Annotated in this window: 14 protein-coding genes; 9 read left to right on the forward strand and 5 right to left on the reverse strand. The window is 70.2% G+C overall.

All coding sequences use genetic code 11. The features are described 5' to 3' along the window. The first annotated feature begins 45 nt into the window (after positions 1-45). From ACIBF5_RS07250 to ACIBF5_RS07260, 3 genes are read left to right on the forward strand one after another with little or no spacing between them, the layout of a single operon-like run. Positions 46-924 (forward strand): hypothetical protein, encoded by an 879-nt coding sequence (locus ACIBF5_RS07250; protein WP_396809009.1) that lies wholly within the window; start codon positions 46-48, stop codon positions 922-924. Then, positions 921-3260 (forward strand): hypothetical protein, encoded by a 2340-nt coding sequence (locus tag ACIBF5_RS07255; protein WP_396809011.1) that lies wholly within the window; start codon positions 921-923, stop codon positions 3258-3260. Before ACIBF5_RS07250 ends, ACIBF5_RS07255 begins: the two co-directional genes overlap by 4 nt. Continuing rightward, on the forward strand, positions 3247-3981 hold the full coding sequence (locus ACIBF5_RS07260; RefSeq protein ID WP_396809013.1) for a hypothetical protein: 735 nt from the start codon (positions 3247-3249) through the stop codon (positions 3979-3981). The genes ACIBF5_RS07255 and ACIBF5_RS07260 overlap by 14 nt, the downstream gene beginning before the upstream one ends. Positions 3982-4075: 94 nt before the next feature. On the opposite strand, the gene ACIBF5_RS07265 is transcribed toward ACIBF5_RS07260, so the two are convergent. Next, entirely contained in the window at positions 4076-4792 is a 717-nt protein-coding gene (locus tag ACIBF5_RS07265; RefSeq protein ID WP_396809015.1) for a hypothetical protein, read from the reverse strand. Between the two features lie 262 nt (positions 4793-5054). On the opposite strand from ACIBF5_RS07265, the gene ACIBF5_RS07270 reads away from it, so the two are divergent. Then, positions 5055-7469 carry a hypothetical protein gene (locus tag ACIBF5_RS07270; protein ID WP_396809017.1) on the forward strand — a complete coding sequence of 805 codons (2415 nt, stop codon included), beginning with the start codon at positions 5055-5057 and terminating at the stop codon, positions 7467-7469. 14 nt (positions 7470-7483) lie between these two features. Here the strand turns inward: ACIBF5_RS07270 and ACIBF5_RS07275 are convergent, their stop codons facing one another. Further along, positions 7484-8227, reverse strand: coding sequence for a response regulator (locus ACIBF5_RS07275; protein ID WP_396809410.1), 744 nt, complete (start codon positions 8225-8227; stop codon positions 7484-7486). Further along, the gene (locus tag ACIBF5_RS07280; RefSeq protein WP_396809019.1) at positions 8206-9456 is read right to left on the reverse strand and encodes a sensor histidine kinase; all 1251 of its coding nucleotides are present in this window, start codon (positions 9454-9456) and stop codon (positions 8206-8208) included. The genes ACIBF5_RS07275 and ACIBF5_RS07280 overlap by 22 nt, the downstream gene beginning before the upstream one ends. A gap of 129 nt (positions 9457-9585) precedes the next feature. Here ACIBF5_RS07280 and ACIBF5_RS07285 point away from each other — a divergent pair, with 129 nt between their 5' ends. From ACIBF5_RS07285 to ACIBF5_RS07295, 3 genes are read left to right on the forward strand one after another with little or no spacing between them, the layout of a single operon-like run. Then, on the forward strand, positions 9586-10485 hold the full coding sequence (locus ACIBF5_RS07285; protein ID WP_396809021.1) for an ABC transporter ATP-binding protein: 900 nt from the start codon (positions 9586-9588) through the stop codon (positions 10483-10485). After that, positions 10482-11279, forward strand: coding sequence for an ABC transporter permease (locus ACIBF5_RS07290; protein WP_396809023.1), 798 nt, complete (start codon positions 10482-10484; stop codon positions 11277-11279). The genes ACIBF5_RS07285 and ACIBF5_RS07290 overlap by 4 nt, the downstream gene beginning before the upstream one ends. Beyond that, entirely contained in the window at positions 11279-12028 is a 750-nt protein-coding gene (locus ACIBF5_RS07295) for a hypothetical protein (RefSeq protein WP_396809024.1), read from the forward strand. Before ACIBF5_RS07290 ends, ACIBF5_RS07295 begins: the two co-directional genes overlap by 1 nt. Positions 12029-12106: 78 nt before the next feature. On the opposite strand, the gene yicI is transcribed toward ACIBF5_RS07295, so the two are convergent. Continuing rightward, on the reverse strand, positions 12107-14380 hold the full coding sequence (gene yicI, locus ACIBF5_RS07300; RefSeq protein ID WP_396809026.1) for an alpha-xylosidase: 2274 nt from the start codon (positions 14378-14380) through the stop codon (positions 12107-12109). A gap of 23 nt (positions 14381-14403) precedes the next feature. Continuing rightward, positions 14404-14616, reverse strand: a complete 213-nt coding sequence (locus ACIBF5_RS07305; RefSeq protein ID WP_396809028.1) for a hypothetical protein — start codon at positions 14614-14616, stop codon at positions 14404-14406. Positions 14617-14678: 62 nt separating this feature from the next. Between ACIBF5_RS07305 and ACIBF5_RS07310 the strand changes: the two genes are divergently transcribed. After that, positions 14679-15398 carry a hypothetical protein gene (locus ACIBF5_RS07310; protein ID WP_396809030.1) on the forward strand — a complete coding sequence of 240 codons (720 nt, stop codon included), beginning with the start codon at positions 14679-14681 and terminating at the stop codon, positions 15396-15398. Positions 15399-15642: 244 nt separating this feature from the next. Continuing rightward, positions 15643-16035 carry a hypothetical protein gene (locus tag ACIBF5_RS07315; protein ID WP_396809031.1) on the forward strand — a complete coding sequence of 131 codons (393 nt, stop codon included), beginning with the start codon at positions 15643-15645 and terminating at the stop codon, positions 16033-16035. Position 16036 lies beyond the last annotated feature (1 nt).

Genomic DNA, 16036 nt, shown 5'->3' on the forward strand with positions numbered 1-16036 from the left:
CGGCAGGATGCTCTGTCGTCACCTTCGACGACGGCAGGAGCCACCGTGACCGATATCCCCACGCCATTCACCACCACCCGGGAACTGCCGCCCTACATGGGAATCCTCGCGGTGGACGCAAAGGGTTTCACCGGCGAGCCCGGTAGCACCCACCAGCAGGTCAGTGACCTCATACCGCGACTGGCCGAGGAGGCAGCCCAGCGGTCGGGGTTCGGCGAGGCATGGACCCTGCCGCCGTTCTTCGCCGGGACCGGTGACGGCTTCGCAATCGGCGTACCAACCCGCTTGCTGCCCGCGCTCGTCCATCCCTTCCTCGCCACGCTGCAGGAGGTGCTGGCCGAGTACAACAACGGGTCTCGACGGGGTACCCCGCTCATCCGACTCCGGGTGGCCCTGCACGTCGGCCCGGTCGCACTCGACGAGGACCGGCGACACCTGGGCGGCAACGGGACCGCACGCAATGAAGCTCACCGGCTCCTGGACTCCGAGCCGGTACGCCTCATGCTTGCCGCCGGCAGCGCGGAGGTGACGTACATGGCCGCGGTCCTCTCCGACAGAGTGTTCCAGGACGTGGTGGCGGCAGGTTTCACCGGGCGGCATCCCGACCAGTTCGTCGAGGTTGCTGCCACTGTGCCCGGAAAGCAGTTCAGCCAACGTGCGTGGATCTACGTACCGGAGCCCTCCGGGAGCCTGTTGGTGCTCCCCCGATTGTCTCCACCGTCGACGCAGAACTGGTCGGGCAACACCGCCAGAGCGCGGAAAGGGTGGAACGACGATCTCCCGGACTCCGGTGACCACTCCGGCGTCGACCGGCGGCAGTCTCAGGGGGGCACCGGCGGTCCCTACGTCGGGCACAACACGGGACAGGTCGCTGGCACGGTCAGCGGCGGCATGCACCAGTCGCACCAAGGAGGCGACGCATGACCTGGACGGTCGACGAGTTCTCGGCGGCATCGACCGGGGAGCCAGTCGACCTCCTTTCGGCACCACCCGCGCCGCCCACCGACGCCTCACCGATGCCGGTCTCGACCGCCAGCCGAACGGTGCCGTCCGTACCTGGCCCCCGATCCCCCGACACCGGTCCCGACAAAGACCATCCCGACGAATACGAGCTGTTGGAGGGCGAGTCCGCCGAGGCGGAGGGGACGGACGCAGCGCCGGTCACATTCGCCGTCGGCTACAGCTCCGGTCAGGTAGCCGGGGTGGTTTACGGCGGCCTGCACCAACATTTCGACCGGGTACGTGACTACCACGAACTCACCGAGCAGCACGTACACGACCTGCTCGGCACCTTCGTCGAACCTGGCTACCGGCAGGCCGACGGTGAGCGGTTGATCAGCGCGGACGCGACCAGGCTGTTACTGCGCGACAGCGGAGTGGTGCTCGTCGGGGAAGCTGGTACCGGACGGCGTACAGCCGCGCTGCGTCTGCTGAATGGCACCGGACGTACGCTCCGCGAGATCAGGGCGTTCGACCCAGCCCGCGACGAACAGTTGGGCATCACCGCGCTCCCGATGCACCCGGAGGTCGCGTACCTGTTGGAGTTGCCGGAACGGGCCGAGCAGGTCCACACCGGTTTCGCCCGCGACCTCGCGGCCTACGTTCAGGCACTGGCCACACGGGGCTCCTACGTCGTTGTGATCGCGATCGAGGAGGTCTGGAGTCAGCTCACCCCTGCCTCGGACGGGCTGGTGCTCCAGGTCGGTATACCGCCTGCGCCGAACGTGCTCGACTCCCAGCTGCGCCGGCTTCTCCCCCATCTCAACCTCGCGTGGCTGCCCGGAACCCCCACGGTGGCGGGTCTGTTGGCGACGGCCACCCCAGCCGAGGCGGTACGGCTGGCCCGACTGGCAAGCGACATCGTCGGCACGTTCGTCCGCCCGTGCCTGGATGAGTTGCACGGTCCGGATCAACCGGCGGCGAAGGATCTCCTGGAGGCCCTGGTCTCGGCCTTCCATAACTGGGAGGCGGAACTGCACGCCTGGTTCGGCCAGCATCCGGCACCACGGCCGAGGCTCTTTCTGATCGCGGCGGCGGTCCTGACCGGGTCGACCCCAGGGCGGGTGCTGCAGGCGGCCGAGCAGTTGGGGAACCGGCTCGGCGATAATCAGCCGCTCGGCCTGGCCGAGGCCGGTGTCCGGACCCTCCTGGACGAGGTCGGCGCCGAACTCGACCCGGCAGGTCGGGTCCGGTTCCGGCGTCCCCGGTACGGCGACGCGGTGCTGGACTTCGTTATCACCGACCGCACCGAGCAGCTCGAACGGGAACTCTGGCGCTGGGTGGCTCGGCTGCCGCTCGACGGCAGCCGCGTCGACCGTACGGTCGCCATCGGCATTGCCGAGCTGGTGCTCCAGACCGCCCTGCGACGTCGCTCCCCGGAGATCCTGGCCATGGTAACGCCGGTCTGGGCCCGGCGACCGGAACTGCGGCTCCCCCTGGTGGAAATCCTCGAACTGGCCGCACTCAGCCCGGAGATCGGGTCGGCGATTCGGCGACGGCTGTACCGCTGGTCGGTGGCCCAGAACCATCCGTCGGTGCTGGCCACGGTGGCACGAGTTTGTGGCGGAGGATTCGCGGACTTTTACGTCGAACAGGCGCTAGTCCGACTCGGTCAGCTGGCCCGGTGGGGGCAGTCCGAGGTGGACGAGGCGGTGTTGACCGCGTTGTCGTCGATCTGGGGCCGGCCGGTGTTGCGTACCGCCGTCCTGCTCCGCCTGGCCCGCTGGTTGGCTGACCCGCCCGGCCCTCGGGTTGCCCTGGCGGGTCGTGCCCTCGAACTCCTCGGCCAGCCGCCGGTCGTGGGCGTCCCCGACCAACTCGTGGCCCCAGTGCCCGACCCGATCGGCCGGATTCCCGACGACCGGGTGGACCGGGTACTCGCCACGGTCGATCACGAGTCGCCGGAACTCCTAGAGGCGCTTGGTACGGCGATTGGCCGCGCGGCCGTGGTCGGCGCCGACATCCCTAGCGGGATCGCGGTGTTGCTTCGTCGTTGGTGCGACGCGGCGGCCGGCGACGCTTCCCGGACCGAACTCGTCACACGGCTGTTGGCGCACGGGGTGGCGGGCGGCCCGGCGGCGGGGCGCCGGGTTGCCCGGATCCGTGGCCTGTTGCACGGCTGGCAACCACCAGCCACGGACCACGAGCGTCCGGAGCACGCCGCGCTTCGGGAACACCTGCTCAAGGAGTTGTACCGGGTCGATGTCTCCCTGGCCCGTCACCCTCAGCCGCAGAAATGGAGTACCGATGGGGCTATTTGAGTTCCTCCACAATCTGCTCGGCCCACCGCCGGCGCCCCTGCCACCAGCACCGCCACCGATACTCCGACGAAGCGAGTTCACCGATCAGCTGCCGAGCCGCATGGCGGGGGTCGCCTTTGACGTCGCGATCACCGCTGACTGGTACCTGCTCGGTGGAACAGCGGCACAGGGCGAGGCCGCGCTGCGCTACTGCCTCCTCCACGCCGCACGCGGCATGACGGCATCCGCCGAGGTGACCGCGCTGACGCTGGTCGAGGCGGAGCTGAGCTACCGGCTGCCGCTGATGAACCTGACCCAGTCCAAGATCAGACTGGCCGGTTGCGCGGTATCGGTAACCGTGCAGCCGGAGGTGCGGCAGGTGGCGACGCTGGCGGAACAGTTGCGCCGGAATCTGGTGGTCCAGCAGTTGGAACAGCAACTGGAACAGGCGCACCTGCGCTATCTGCGGGAGCAGGTGCTTTCCGACCCGGCGACGGCGCGTACCTACTGGTTCAAACACCACCCGGGTTCGCTGGATCCGTTGTTGGGTGACCAGTTCGAGCGGGTGGCGGCGCGACTCACCTCGTCGGGCTCGCCAGAGATACCGGCGATCGCCGGGGTGGTGCACGACTTCCTCAGTGGGCTCGATGAGGACGAGCGGCGGTATCTGATGGCCCGACTCGGCGACGTCTTCGTCTCGTTCGACCGAGGCGACCTTGCCGCCCGCGTCCTCGACCGCTAATCACCCGCTCAACCGTCTTCCCGTTCCCGGTCCAGGCCGTCGTCGGTGTGGTGAGCGCGGCGACCGGCTCTGGACCGTGGAAGGGAACGGCGGGTCAGGAACGGGTGACCCGGAAGATGCGCCGGTTGTTCTCGGGTACGGAGTCGCGGTGCATCTCGTCGTGCGCGCCGGCGGACCAGACGTCGACCAGCCAGCGGGAGATCAGGCTGTCGTTGCCGTCCTCGGCCGCCGGTGTCTGTACGCCGAGGCGGTAGACCCTGGTGTCACCGGCACCCAACCGCCCCTTGTCGCATTTTGACCCGGCCGGGTAACCGCCCTGGCGGGACCGGAGTTTGTCGCACCCGGTCCAGTCGCCGCCGTCGGCGGAGAAACTCTCCGGCAACTCGACCGTGAAGATCAACCGCTCGACCGGGAACGAGCCGTTGTTCCGGATAGTCACCACCAGTTCGCCGTGGCGGACGCCGTTGACCGGCCGTCCGAGGACGAGTCCGTCGGTGAGGGCGGCGAGGTCGGTCGGGTTCCGGGCCGGGTCGTACTCGGCGGGCGCGTTCGACGGCGCGGCGGTCACCGACGGTCGACTCGCGGTACGACTCGGGGTGGCGCGCGGTGTGCTGGCCGCCGGGTCGTCGGGGGTGGCCGCCGGAGTGGGGCTGACCGACGCGGTGGCGCCGGCCGTGGGGTTGCCGGTGGGCGCGTCCGCCGCGTTGCCGCGCGTCTCCGAGCATCCGGTTCCGAGCAGGGTGACCGTGGCGCCCAGGGTTGCCGCCAGCACCGTCACACCCCACCGGCCGCCGTTGCGTGTGCCAGGCATCGTTCCTCCTCTCTCAGGGCCGGTTCCCGGCCGCACCCGTTACACACCCGGGGCCGTACGGCGGTTGCGTCGGGTCGCCGACAGGGCAGCGGCGGCGACGCACCGGTTCAGGGCCAGATCGCACTATCTGCCGACTTATGTCTGATATCCGACTGCGCGCCGCGCCGTCACGGGCGCACCGTGAGAGAGCACCGACCACCCCTTACACCAGCGCTGAGCTGCGCAAACGAGGTGGCGGAGCCGATCTTCGGAGATGTTGCCCATGCCGCTGGTCCGATTCGACACCGACCCGGTCCCCCGCCCCTCCGGTCTGGTCCCACCCGTACCGGACCTGACCGGGGTCACCGAACTACGGCTGCACGGGGTGGGCGGGACCAGCCCGCAGGACCTGCTCGGCGACGACGCGCCACTACAGGTCGCCGGCGACCGGATCGCCGGCTTCTACCGCAGCGCCGACGTCGCCGGACGGCACGTCGAGGCGTACTCGTGGGGTGGGCTGACCTCACGCGCCGGCTCTCGGGTGCTCTGGCTGCTGCTCTTCCCGTTCGCGCTGGCGAACGTGGCCGGCTGGATGTGCATGCCCCGCACCCACGCATCGCCCTGGCGATTCCGACTGCACCGCACGGCAGCCCGCTGGGCCGCCCTCTTCCTCACCCTCAACCTGCTGCTCATCACCGCGATCACCGCCCTGGAACTGCTGGCGTACCAGTGCGGTGGCCGGGCCGGCTGCGCCCGGGAGAGCTGGCTGCTGCGCCCGCTGCGGGACCCGCTGCTGGCCGACTTTCCGGCCCGCCGACTGCTGCTCGGCGCGCTCGTCCCGCTCGCGCTGGTCGCCCTGCTCGCAATCCTCACCCTGCGTTCGATCGGCCGCTACGAGGCGGTCAGCCCACCGTCGCGGCTGCCGCCACGGGAGTCCGCGCGCAGCGCCGCCCAGCCGGCGACCGGTCTGACCGACGCGACCTTCTGGGCCGGCCGGCGCAGCACCCTCGACCTTGGCTACCTGCACCTTGGCGCCGGGCTCGGGTTCGTCGCGCTCACCCTCGCCCACACCGTGCACGCCACTTCGTCACAGGCCGCGACGGTGGTCACCGCCGGGTGGCTGCACTGGGTCGTGCTGCTGGTCTGCGCGGGAACGATGCTCGCCGTACTCGTACTCACCGCCCTCGACGCCTGTCCGCCGGGTAGCGCGGCGGCGGTGCTCGCGCTGGGCGCGCTCACCCTGGTCGGCGCCGGCTGGTTCGCCGCGATCCAACCCGGGTACGCCCAACCGTTCGGCTACCTGCCGGGCATCCCGGTGGTCGCCGACCTGACCCTCGGCGGCGTCTTCGTGAGCCTGCTCCTGGTGCTGGTGGCGTGCCTGTGCGGGGGCTGGCGGCGCGGTACGTTCGTCATCTTCGGCCCCTTCGTCGCGCTGGTGCTCGGCGTGTTCGCGCTCAACGTGGTGCTGCTCGGCGCGATGTCCCGCTTCGCCGACCTGGTGGCCGAGGTGTCGGCCCGGAGCAGGCTGCCCGACGCGGCGGTGACCGGGTCCGAGGTGTACCTCTACCCGATCGTCGGCAAGCTGCTGCACTACCTGACCCTGGTGCCACTGGCCCTGGTGCTGCTCTTCGTCCTCTACGAACTGGTCGCCTACTGGCGGTCGGGGAACGATCGGGCCACCGTCGACCGGATCCGCGCCTGGTACCTGAGCAACCTGGACGAGCCGACCGAGGAACAGCGCTGGCAGTACAACGCGGCCGGGCCGTCCACTCCCGACACACGAGATGCGTCGGCGGCGGGCCGGCGTTGGGGTGCGCGGGTGGCACGGGCCCGTCGGGTCGCCCGGATGGCGCACGACCTGGACAAGCTGCTCACCACGATGGCCGCGCTCGGCCTGGTGGTGCTGGTCGCGATCCAGATGCGTTACTGGGTCTACGGCAAGCTGCCCTGGGGCACCCAGTGGGCGTTCACCCTTGGCAGTTACCTGGCTGCCGGCATCCCGCTCGCGGTTATCGCGCTGCTGCGTCGGGGGTGGCGCAACCTGGAGAGCCGTCGACGGATCGGCGTCGTCTGGGACGTGATGACGTTCTGGCCGCGCGCGTACCACCCGCTCGCCCCACCGTCGTACGCGGAGCGGGCCGTGCCGGAGGTCCAGCGGCGGCTGTGGCGGATCCACGACCGGGGCGGCCGGGTGGTGCTCGCCGCACACAGCCAGGGCACGGTCATCGCCGCCGCCGCCCTGCTCCAGGCGCAGAGCCGCCCCGCCGACGACACGGTGGCGCTGGTGACCTTCGGGTCGCCGCTGCGCACCCTCTACGGCTGGGCCTTCCCGGCGTACTTCGACGACCGGGTGCTGCGCCAGCTAGCGCCGTCAGCGGGTACGGCGGGAACAGACCGTACGGCGGGAGTGTACGAGTGGCGCAATTTCTACTACCTGACCGACTACATCGGTGGTGCGGTCCTCGCACCCGGTCCAGGGGCGGCGGCGCAGCCGGTCGACGTGGAGTTGCCGGATCCAAGGACGAGTTGGCACATCTACGGTCAGCCGGAGCCCGTGCCGGGCCGGCACTCCGGTTACTGGTCCGACCCGACGGTGTGGCTGACCGTGGACCAGCTCGCGGGTGAGGTGGCGGCAACGCTGGAGCCGCCCCGGCTCCGCCCGGGTGACCCGGTCACCGTCCCCGCGCCCCGGAGTTGACCGACGAACGCGGGTCAGACCAGTTCGGCGTCGTGGACCAGCAGCGCCACCTGTACCCGATTGTTCAGCTCCAGCTTGGCCAGCAACCGGGAGACGTACGCCTTGACCGTCGCCACGCTCATGAAGAGCTCGGCCGAGATCTCCGCGTTCGAGCAGCCGCGACCGAGCGCCAGGGCTACCTCCCGCTCCCGCTCGCTGAGCCCGGCGAGCTGCCGGAGCGCGCGGTCCCGCCGTGGGGCGACACCACCGGACCCACCTGTCGCCGGCAGCGCGCCGACCCGAGGTCCCGTGGTGGGCCCGGTCGCGTACGCGATCAGCCGACGGGTGACCGCGGGCGACAGGGTGGCCTCCCCGGCCGCGACCCGACGGACCGCGCGCACGATCTCGGCCGGCGGGGTGTCCTTGAGCAGGAAGCCGCTCGCACCCGCCCGCAGCGCCCGAAGCACGTGCTCGTCCGCGTCGAAGGTGGTCAGCACCAGCACCTCCGGCGGGTCGGGTGCCGCCCGCAGCGCCTCGGTCGCGGCCAGCCCGTCGACCCGGGGCATCCGGATGTCCATCAACACCACGTCCGGGATGTACGCGGCGACCGCGGCGGCGACCTCCGCACCGTCGGCCACCTCCCCCACCACCCGCAGGTCCGGCACGCCGCCGAGGATCATCGACAGGCCGGCCCGGACCAGCGCGTCGTCGTCGACCAGCAGCACCCGGATGGGTGGGCTCGCGGCCGAGCCGTCGCTCACGCCGACCACGGCAGCCAGGCTGCCAGCCGAAAGTCGCCGGACTCGGTACGGCCGTGCTCCAGCCGCCCGCCGGCCAGGCTGGTCCGCTCGGCGAGCCCGACCAGTCCGGTGCCGGTGCCGGGGATCCGCTGCGCGGGCGGCTGCCCGACCGGCCAGCGGTTGCAGACCTCGACGCTCAGCCCGGTGCCGGGACCACCGGCCACGGTCACCGTGACCGCGGCGCCGACCGCGTGCTTGCGGGCGTTGGTCAGCCCTTCCTGCACGATCCGGTACGCGCTGCGCCCGATTCCGGCCGGCACCGCCTCCGCGTGGTCGACCTGCTCCCGTACGCTGACCCGCATCCCGGCTACCCGGGACTCCTCGGCGAGCATGGCGAGGTCGGCCAGGGTCGGCTGGGGACGCTCCGGTCCCTCGCCGGCGCCCTCCTCCCGGAGCACACCGATCACCTCGCGCAGGTCCTGGAGCGCCTGGTGGGCGTTGTCCCGGATCACCCCGGCGGCACGGGCCACCTCGTCCGGCGGCGCGTCCGGGCGGAACTCCAGCGCCCCGGCATGCAGGCTGAGCAGTGAGATCCGGTGGGCGAGCACGTCGTGCATCTCCCGGGCGATCCGGGTTCGTTCCAGGTGCCGGGCCTGGGCGACGCGCAACTGCTGCTCGGCTTCGGCCCGGTACGCCCGGTCCCGCAACGAGACGACCAGTTGGCGCCGGGCCCGGACCACCATGCCCCAGAGCACCACCGAGGCGGTGATGGTCACGGCCAGCGCGACGGTGGCACGGAGGCTGACGGTCGGGTCGGGACGCATCCAGCAGAAGACGAGCGCGGCCAGGAGGTGCAGGACGACCACCGGTCCGGCCACCCGGAGCGGCCGGTGCACCACCACGGTGAAGAGCAGGATCAGGACGACCATCGCGGACGGGGCGGAGATCAGGCTCAACGGCAGTGCGGCGACGGCGAGTTGGACCGGCCAGCGGCGGCGTACCCAGAGCACGGCGCAGAGCAGCGCGCTGAACCAGCCGTCGAGGGTGAGCAGCCACTCCGGGATGGTGCCGCCCCACGGGGTCGGTTGATCGCGCTGGTGCAGATCCCAGGAGACCATGACCGCGAACCCGAGGGCGATCAGGAAGATCAGCGAGTCGACGATCCAGTCGCGGGTGGTCCGGCGCGGCTGGCGTCCGGCCCGGTCCCGCTCGGCGGTCAGGGCGGACGGCAGCAGCCAGGCGTTCTCCGAAGCCGCGATACCGGTCACGGCCCTATGTTACGAACTGTCACCGGCCTCGGACAGCGACCAAAGTCGAAGCCGGACCGTAGACCAAGGTCGCGGGGAGCCGACCGACGGCCGCAGCGGCGGGTGGCAGCCGACGGTCAAGCTGGTTGCATGATTGCGGTCAACCATCTGAGCAAACGGTACGGCGCCCATCCGGCCGTCAACGATGTCACGTTCCAGTGCGAACCGGGCACGGTGACCGGATTCCTCGGGCCGAACGGCGCCGGTAAGTCCACCACCATGCGGATGATCTGCGGGCTGACCCCGCCCTCCGCCGGCACCGCGACGATCAATGGGGTTCGGTACCAGGACCTGCCGAACCCGGGGCGGGAGATCGGCATCCTGCTGGACGCCTCCGCCCAGCACGCCGGGCGTACCGGCCAGGAGGCGTTGACCCTGGCCGCGCTGACCATGGGGGTCGACCGGCGGCGGGTCGGCGAGGCCCTGGAGCGAGTCGGCCTGAACGCGGTCGCGGCGAAGCGGCGGGTGGGGAAGTACTCCCTCGGCATGCGGCAGCGGCTCGGCCTGGCGCAGGCGCTGCTGGGTGAGCCCCGGGTGTTGATCCTGGACGAGCCGGCGAACGGCCTGGACCCGGAGGGGATCTTCTGGATGCGCGGTCTGCTGCGCGAGTTCGCGGACCGGGGCGGCACCGTTCTGCTCTCCTCCCACCTGCTGCGGGAGGTGGAGGCGGTGGCGGACCGGCTGGTCGTGATCGGGGGTGGCCGGGTCGTCGCCCAGGGCAGCAAGGACGAGTTGCTGGCCGGGACCGGCACGGTGGTCCGGGCGCTCGACCCGCAGACGCTGCGTACGGCGTTGCAGCGGGCCGGGCTGACCGCCACCACCAGCACCGACGGCAGTCTGCTGGTGCAGGCGGAGCCGGTGGCGGTCGGTCGGGTCGCGGCTGACGCCGGGGCGGTCCTGATCGAGCTGCGTTCCGCCGAGAGCAACGGCCTGGAACAGATCTTCCTCACTCTGACCGCCGGTGACTCGGTACTGGAGGCCGTCAAATGACCACCGCGACCATCAACTCGACCACCTCGCCGGCCGGGCCGGCGTCGCATCCGGCGCTGCGGCGTGCCGGGCTGGCCCGGCTCACCGGGGTCGAGCTGCGCAAGCTCACCGACACCCGGGCCGGCTACTGGCTGCTGATCGTGATCGCCCTGGCTGCGGCGGCGATCGTCACCGTGCAGCTCTTCGCCATGCCCGACCAGGACCAGACCTTCGTCAACTTCTTCGTCCCGTCGCTGCTCCCGGTCGGCATCCTGCTGCCGGTGCTCGGCATCCTGCTGGTCACCGGCGAGTGGTCGCAACGCACCGCGATGACGACGTTCGCCCTGGTGCCGCAGCGGTCCCGGGTGCTGGTCGCGAAGATCGCCGCGGCGACGATCGCATCGCTCGCGTCGGTGCTGGCCAGCCTGGCGGTCGCCGCGATCGGCACCGCGCTCGCGTCGGCGACGGGTGGGGCCGGCACGTGGTCGTTCGAGCCGGTCATCATCGCGTACGCGGCGCTGTTCCAGATCATCAACGTGGTGATGGGGGTGGCGTTCGGCATGCTGTTCCTGAACACCCCACTGGCGATCGTGCTCTACCTGCTGCTGCCGATCGTCTGGTCGCTCCTGGGCGGAATGATCAGTGGCCTGCGCCGGGTCGCGGAGTGGCTCGACCTCAGCGTCACCATGATGCCGCTGACCACGTCCGAGGTGACCGCCGGCCAGTGGGGCCGGATCGCCGTCTCGGTGCTGGTCTGGGTGCTGCTACCGCTCGCCGCCGGAATGGTACGGATCGTTCGGCGCGAGGTGTCGTAGTGACCGCCTCCGGTCCCGGACCGGCCGGGCCGGCGGAGGCACGGAAGGTGGCCGAGCCGGGCTGGGTACGGGCACTGATCTGGGGTCTCTTTCCGTTGCTCGGCGCGGGCGTCATCGGTGGGCTGAACGCGATCACCGGTTGGTTGGTGAAGCTGCCGTGGGGGCCGGTGAAGTATCCGGCGAAGTTCGTGGACGACCTGCCCGAGCCGGCCGCGACACTCGGGGCGGTCGCCATCGGCCTGGTCGCCGGGCTGATCGTCGCCGTCACGGCGGTGCACGAGCAGTTGGCGGTGACCGTCGCTCCCGAGCGGGTCATCCTGTCCCGGGGGGACGGGACCGTACGGAGCGTCGACGGGGCCGACGTCGCGCTGGTCTTCCTCGACGGCAAGCAGTTGGTGCTGTTGGATCCGGCCGGCATGGAGCTGGCCCGGGAGAAGTCGGATCTGGACGCCGAGGCGCTGCGGGAGGCGTTCGAGGCGCACGGGTTCCGGTGGGTCGCCGAGGATCCGCACCGGGCCGAGTACCGGCTCTGGGTGGCTCCGGTCGGCGACCTGCCGGACGCGGTGAACGTCCTGCTCGCCGCCCGCCAGAAGGCGTTGAAGGACGACAAGGCCGGGTACGCGTCGCGGATCCGTACGGAGCTGGGTCAGCTCGGTTACGTGATCCGCGACGAGCGGAAGAAGCACCAGTACTGGCGCCGGGTGCCCGGCCCCCGGCCACGTTCCGACGCGCTCCCGCCCCCGGACTGACCGCGAGGGTTGATCATGAAGTTGGCGTGGACTGCGCGAGCCGACGTCCGCGCCAACTTCATGGTCGACAGGAGAGGGTCAGCAGGGCCCGGTCCAGGCGCTCTGGCCGGCGGGGACGGAGTGGATCTCGGCCGTGGGGGTCGGGCGGACCGCCCAGACGGCGGGCGCGCCGGAGAGCCGGGTGGCGGTGAGCGTCGACCCGGAACGGACGACCGAGAAACGCGCCGCCTCGGTGCCGTCGGTGGCGGGCACGCTCACCGTCACCTCGACGCCGTCACGAAGCTGGTAGACCGCCAGGGTCACCCCGTCGGCATACGGGTAGTCGGGGCGGTCGCGCACGGCACCGAGCGGCAGCACCGTACCGGGGCGGACCAGCACCGGCACCCGATCGAAGCCGACCGACTCCCGCACCCAGCGCGGACCGGCGAACTCCGTACCGGTGATCAGGTCCGTCCAGGTTCCCTCCGGCACGTAGTAGCTCACCGTGCCCTCCGCGTTGAACACCGGCGCCACCAGCAGGCTGTCGCCGAGCAGATACTGCCGATCCAGGTACGGCACCGCCGGGTCGTCCGGGAACTCGGCCACCAGCGGCCGGAGCACCGGCATTCCCTCCCGGTGCGCGACCAGCGCCTGCCCGAACAGGTACGGCATCAGCCGCGCCTTGAGCCGGGTGAAGGTCCGCAGTACGTCAACCGCCTCCTCGTCGAAGTCCCACGGCACCCGGTAGCTCTGGCTGCCGTGCAGTCGGCTGTGCGTGGAGAGCAGTCCGAACGGCACCCAACGCTTGAACAGGGCGGGATCGGGCTTCCCCTCGAAACCGCCGATGTCATGGCTCCAGTAGCCGAAGCCGGACATGGCCAGCGAGAGCCCGCCGCGCAGCGTCTCGGCCATCGACTCGAAGGTGGACTCGCTGTCGCCACCCCAGTGCACCGGAAACTGCTGGCCACCCGCGGTCGCCGAACGGGCGAAGAGCACCGCCTCCCCCTCGCCCCGGTGCTCCCGCAGCAGGTCGAAGACGAGCTGGTTGTAGATCTGGGTGTAGTAGTTGTGCATCCGCTCCGGGTCCGAGCCGTCGTGCCAGACCACGTCGATCGGAATCCGCTCACCGAAGTCGGTCTTGAACGCGTCCACCCCCATCTCCAGCAGACCGCGCAGCTTCTCGGCGTACCAGGTCCGGGCTTCGGGGTTGGTGAAGTCGACCAGCGCCATCCCGGCCTGCCACTGGTCCCACTGCCAGACGTCGCCGTTCGCCGTCCTGACCAGGTAGCCGTGCGCCATGCCCTCGGCAAAGAGCGCCGACCGCTGGGCGATGTACGGGTTGATCCAGACGCAGATCCGCAGGTTGCGCTCGCGCAGCCGCCCGAGCATGCCGACCGGGTCCGGAAAGACCTGCGGGTCCCACTCGAAGTCGGACCAGTGGAACTCGCGCATCCAGAAGCAGTCGAAGTGGAAGACCGACAGCGGCAGATCCCGGTCGGCCATCGCGCCGACGAACCTGTGCACCGTCTCCTCGTCGTACGAGGTGGTGAAGGAGGTGCTCAGCCAGAGGCCGAACGACCAGGCCGGCGGAAGCGCGGGACGGCCGGTGAGCGCGGTGTACCTGCGCAGGATCTCCCGGGGAGTGGGACCGTAGATGACCAGGTACTCCATCGACTGCCCGGCGACGCTGAACGAAACCTTCGACACCGCCTCGGCGCCGACCTCGAACGACACGTTGCCGGGGTGGTTGACGAAGACGCCGTACCCGGCGGTGGTCAGGTAGAACGGCACGTTCTTGTACGCGTGCTCGCTGCTGGTGCCGCCGTCCTCCTGCCAGATGTCGACGGTCTGCCCGTTCTTCACCACCGGGCCGAAGCGCTCGCCGAGCCCGTACACCGTCTCGCCGACGCCGAGCAGGAGTTGCTCGCGGACGTACGGGCCGTCGTCGGTGTCGAGCGCCGCCATGCTCCTGTATCCGCTGCTGGTCAGGACCTGGTCACCGGCGACGAATTCGAGGCGCCAGTCGTCGCCCCGGTGGAACCGGGCGGTGAGCGCACCGGAGGTGAGGGTGGCGTGGTCGGCGTCGTCGCCGATCCGCACCTCGGTCGCCGGGTCGGTGGTGAGCCGGAACTCGGGGCGGCGGGGACGCTCGCCGAGCAGGTGCGCCACCTTGACCGCGATCACGTGCGGTGCCGGCGAACTGCACCGTACGGTGATCAGTGGCTGGTTGAGGGTGTCGCCCCGGCCGAGGATCTTTTTCGTGGGGGCGTACACGGTCAGCGCGGTGGGCTCCACCGCGACGTCGCGTACCTGCATCGGATAGAGCGGGTGTACGCCGTCGCGCATCCGCCAGTAACCGTTACTGAACTTCATTCTCGGTCCTATCGGTCGAGACTTCACCTGACCGCACCGGCCCTCACGCCGCGGGTCAGGGTGCGCTGGAAGACGAGGAGGAAGCGCACCGCCGGCATGATGCCGAGCAGGGGCGAGGCGCTGGTCATGGTCGCGTCCATCATCCCGTCGCCCTGGAGCACACGAGGGCCACCGGGACGGTCTGGCTCGTCCCACCACTCCACCGCACCCAGCGGCGGCACAGCCGTCCCGCCCACACCCCATAAACTCTCCCGCCGGCAGGGTCTTCCACCCCTCTCCCACGAGCAGGATGTACAGGATGCACGAGGTCGTCTGGTCGGATTTGAACTGTTTCATCGGCCGATCCGCCCACATTCCGTCCTTGCTTGACGATCTCGGGTCAGGGGACGAGGAGGCCAGCTCTGATGCGTACGAGTTGTTGGCATATGACCTGGCCTGGAACGAAAATGTATTCGAGGCGACCCCCTATGCGATTCGCGCGATAGTCAAACGCCTCGCGCGCCACGAAATCGCACACCCGCAGGGCGCGCTTGCGTTGCTCGGGATATTTGGCAACGGGGCGAGGGCAAGTCCGGAGAAGATCCAGTGGCGCGGACAAGAGGTCGACCTCACGACCCTGTGCCAGGATCTCGTGGAGAGCGAACTTGATCTCTACGTGGGCTACCTGTCCAGTGACGATTCGCGTCTCGGCGCGCTCGAAGTGATCAGCACCTTTCGCGGAAGGGTCGACGAGGCGGCGTCCGCGCTGCACGGTGCAGCCGGCAGGGCCAATTCGATCGAAGCCCGAAAGGAGATCCTCAAGGCGATCGACGACCTCCGCGAATGGAATGAACCCGACGGAGGTCGGTCCGACTCATTTTCGTCGCACCATGATCCGGCTATCCAAGCAAGGGTTGCAAGGAAACACGCCATTGTCGCCCGCATCGCGCGGGGCGAACACGACAGGCCGATCAGAAGGGGCCTGATCCTGTCGATCCGGCAGCGACTCCTGCGGATGATCAGACGCGGCTGGAACTGAGCAGCCGAACAGGATCGTCAACTTGTGCGGGGGATTCGTGCCGGTGTCCCGAAGACGAGTGGCAGAGCGAGACGGTGCGGCTACGAAGCTCCGGCCGTACCGCCGTCCTGACCGCCGATGAGTACAGCCTGGCAGCTCACGACGGCGGCACGGTTGCGCGGACACCCGGCGTTGCTAGGGTCGTTGCAGTTGATCAGGGACGGGCCGGTGGTACGGCCGCCAACGGACACCGGAGGAGCAAGGCGTGTTCACGCTCGTGTCGTCCGAGGTGCTCGACGACTGGAAGCGGCTCGCGGCTCGGGTCCGGGACACGCTCGCCGAGGCCGGCCTGCCGGTCGCGGTCGAGAACGAACCCGACTACTTCGCCGGTGTGACGGTGGACGTCGACCCCGGCGACGACGAGGCCGGCGGCGTCTTCGTCCTCTGGCGACCACACCGACGACTTGGCAACGCGGTCGCGGAGAGCGTCACCGAACAGCGAACCGACGACCCGGTGCTGCACCACTTCGGTGCCATCGCCGAGGCCATGCGACAGGCGGCCTGGTCCATCCTCGACTCGGCCGGCTTCACCGTCGCCGACCCGCACACCGACTACCGTCCCCTGCAACTCCAGGTCGTCGCCGGCCCACCAGAGTGAA

It is taken from the genome of Micromonospora sp. NPDC050417, from assembly GCF_044458865.1.
In the GTDB taxonomy this organism is placed as follows: domain Bacteria; phylum Actinomycetota; class Actinomycetes; order Mycobacteriales; family Micromonosporaceae; genus Micromonospora_G.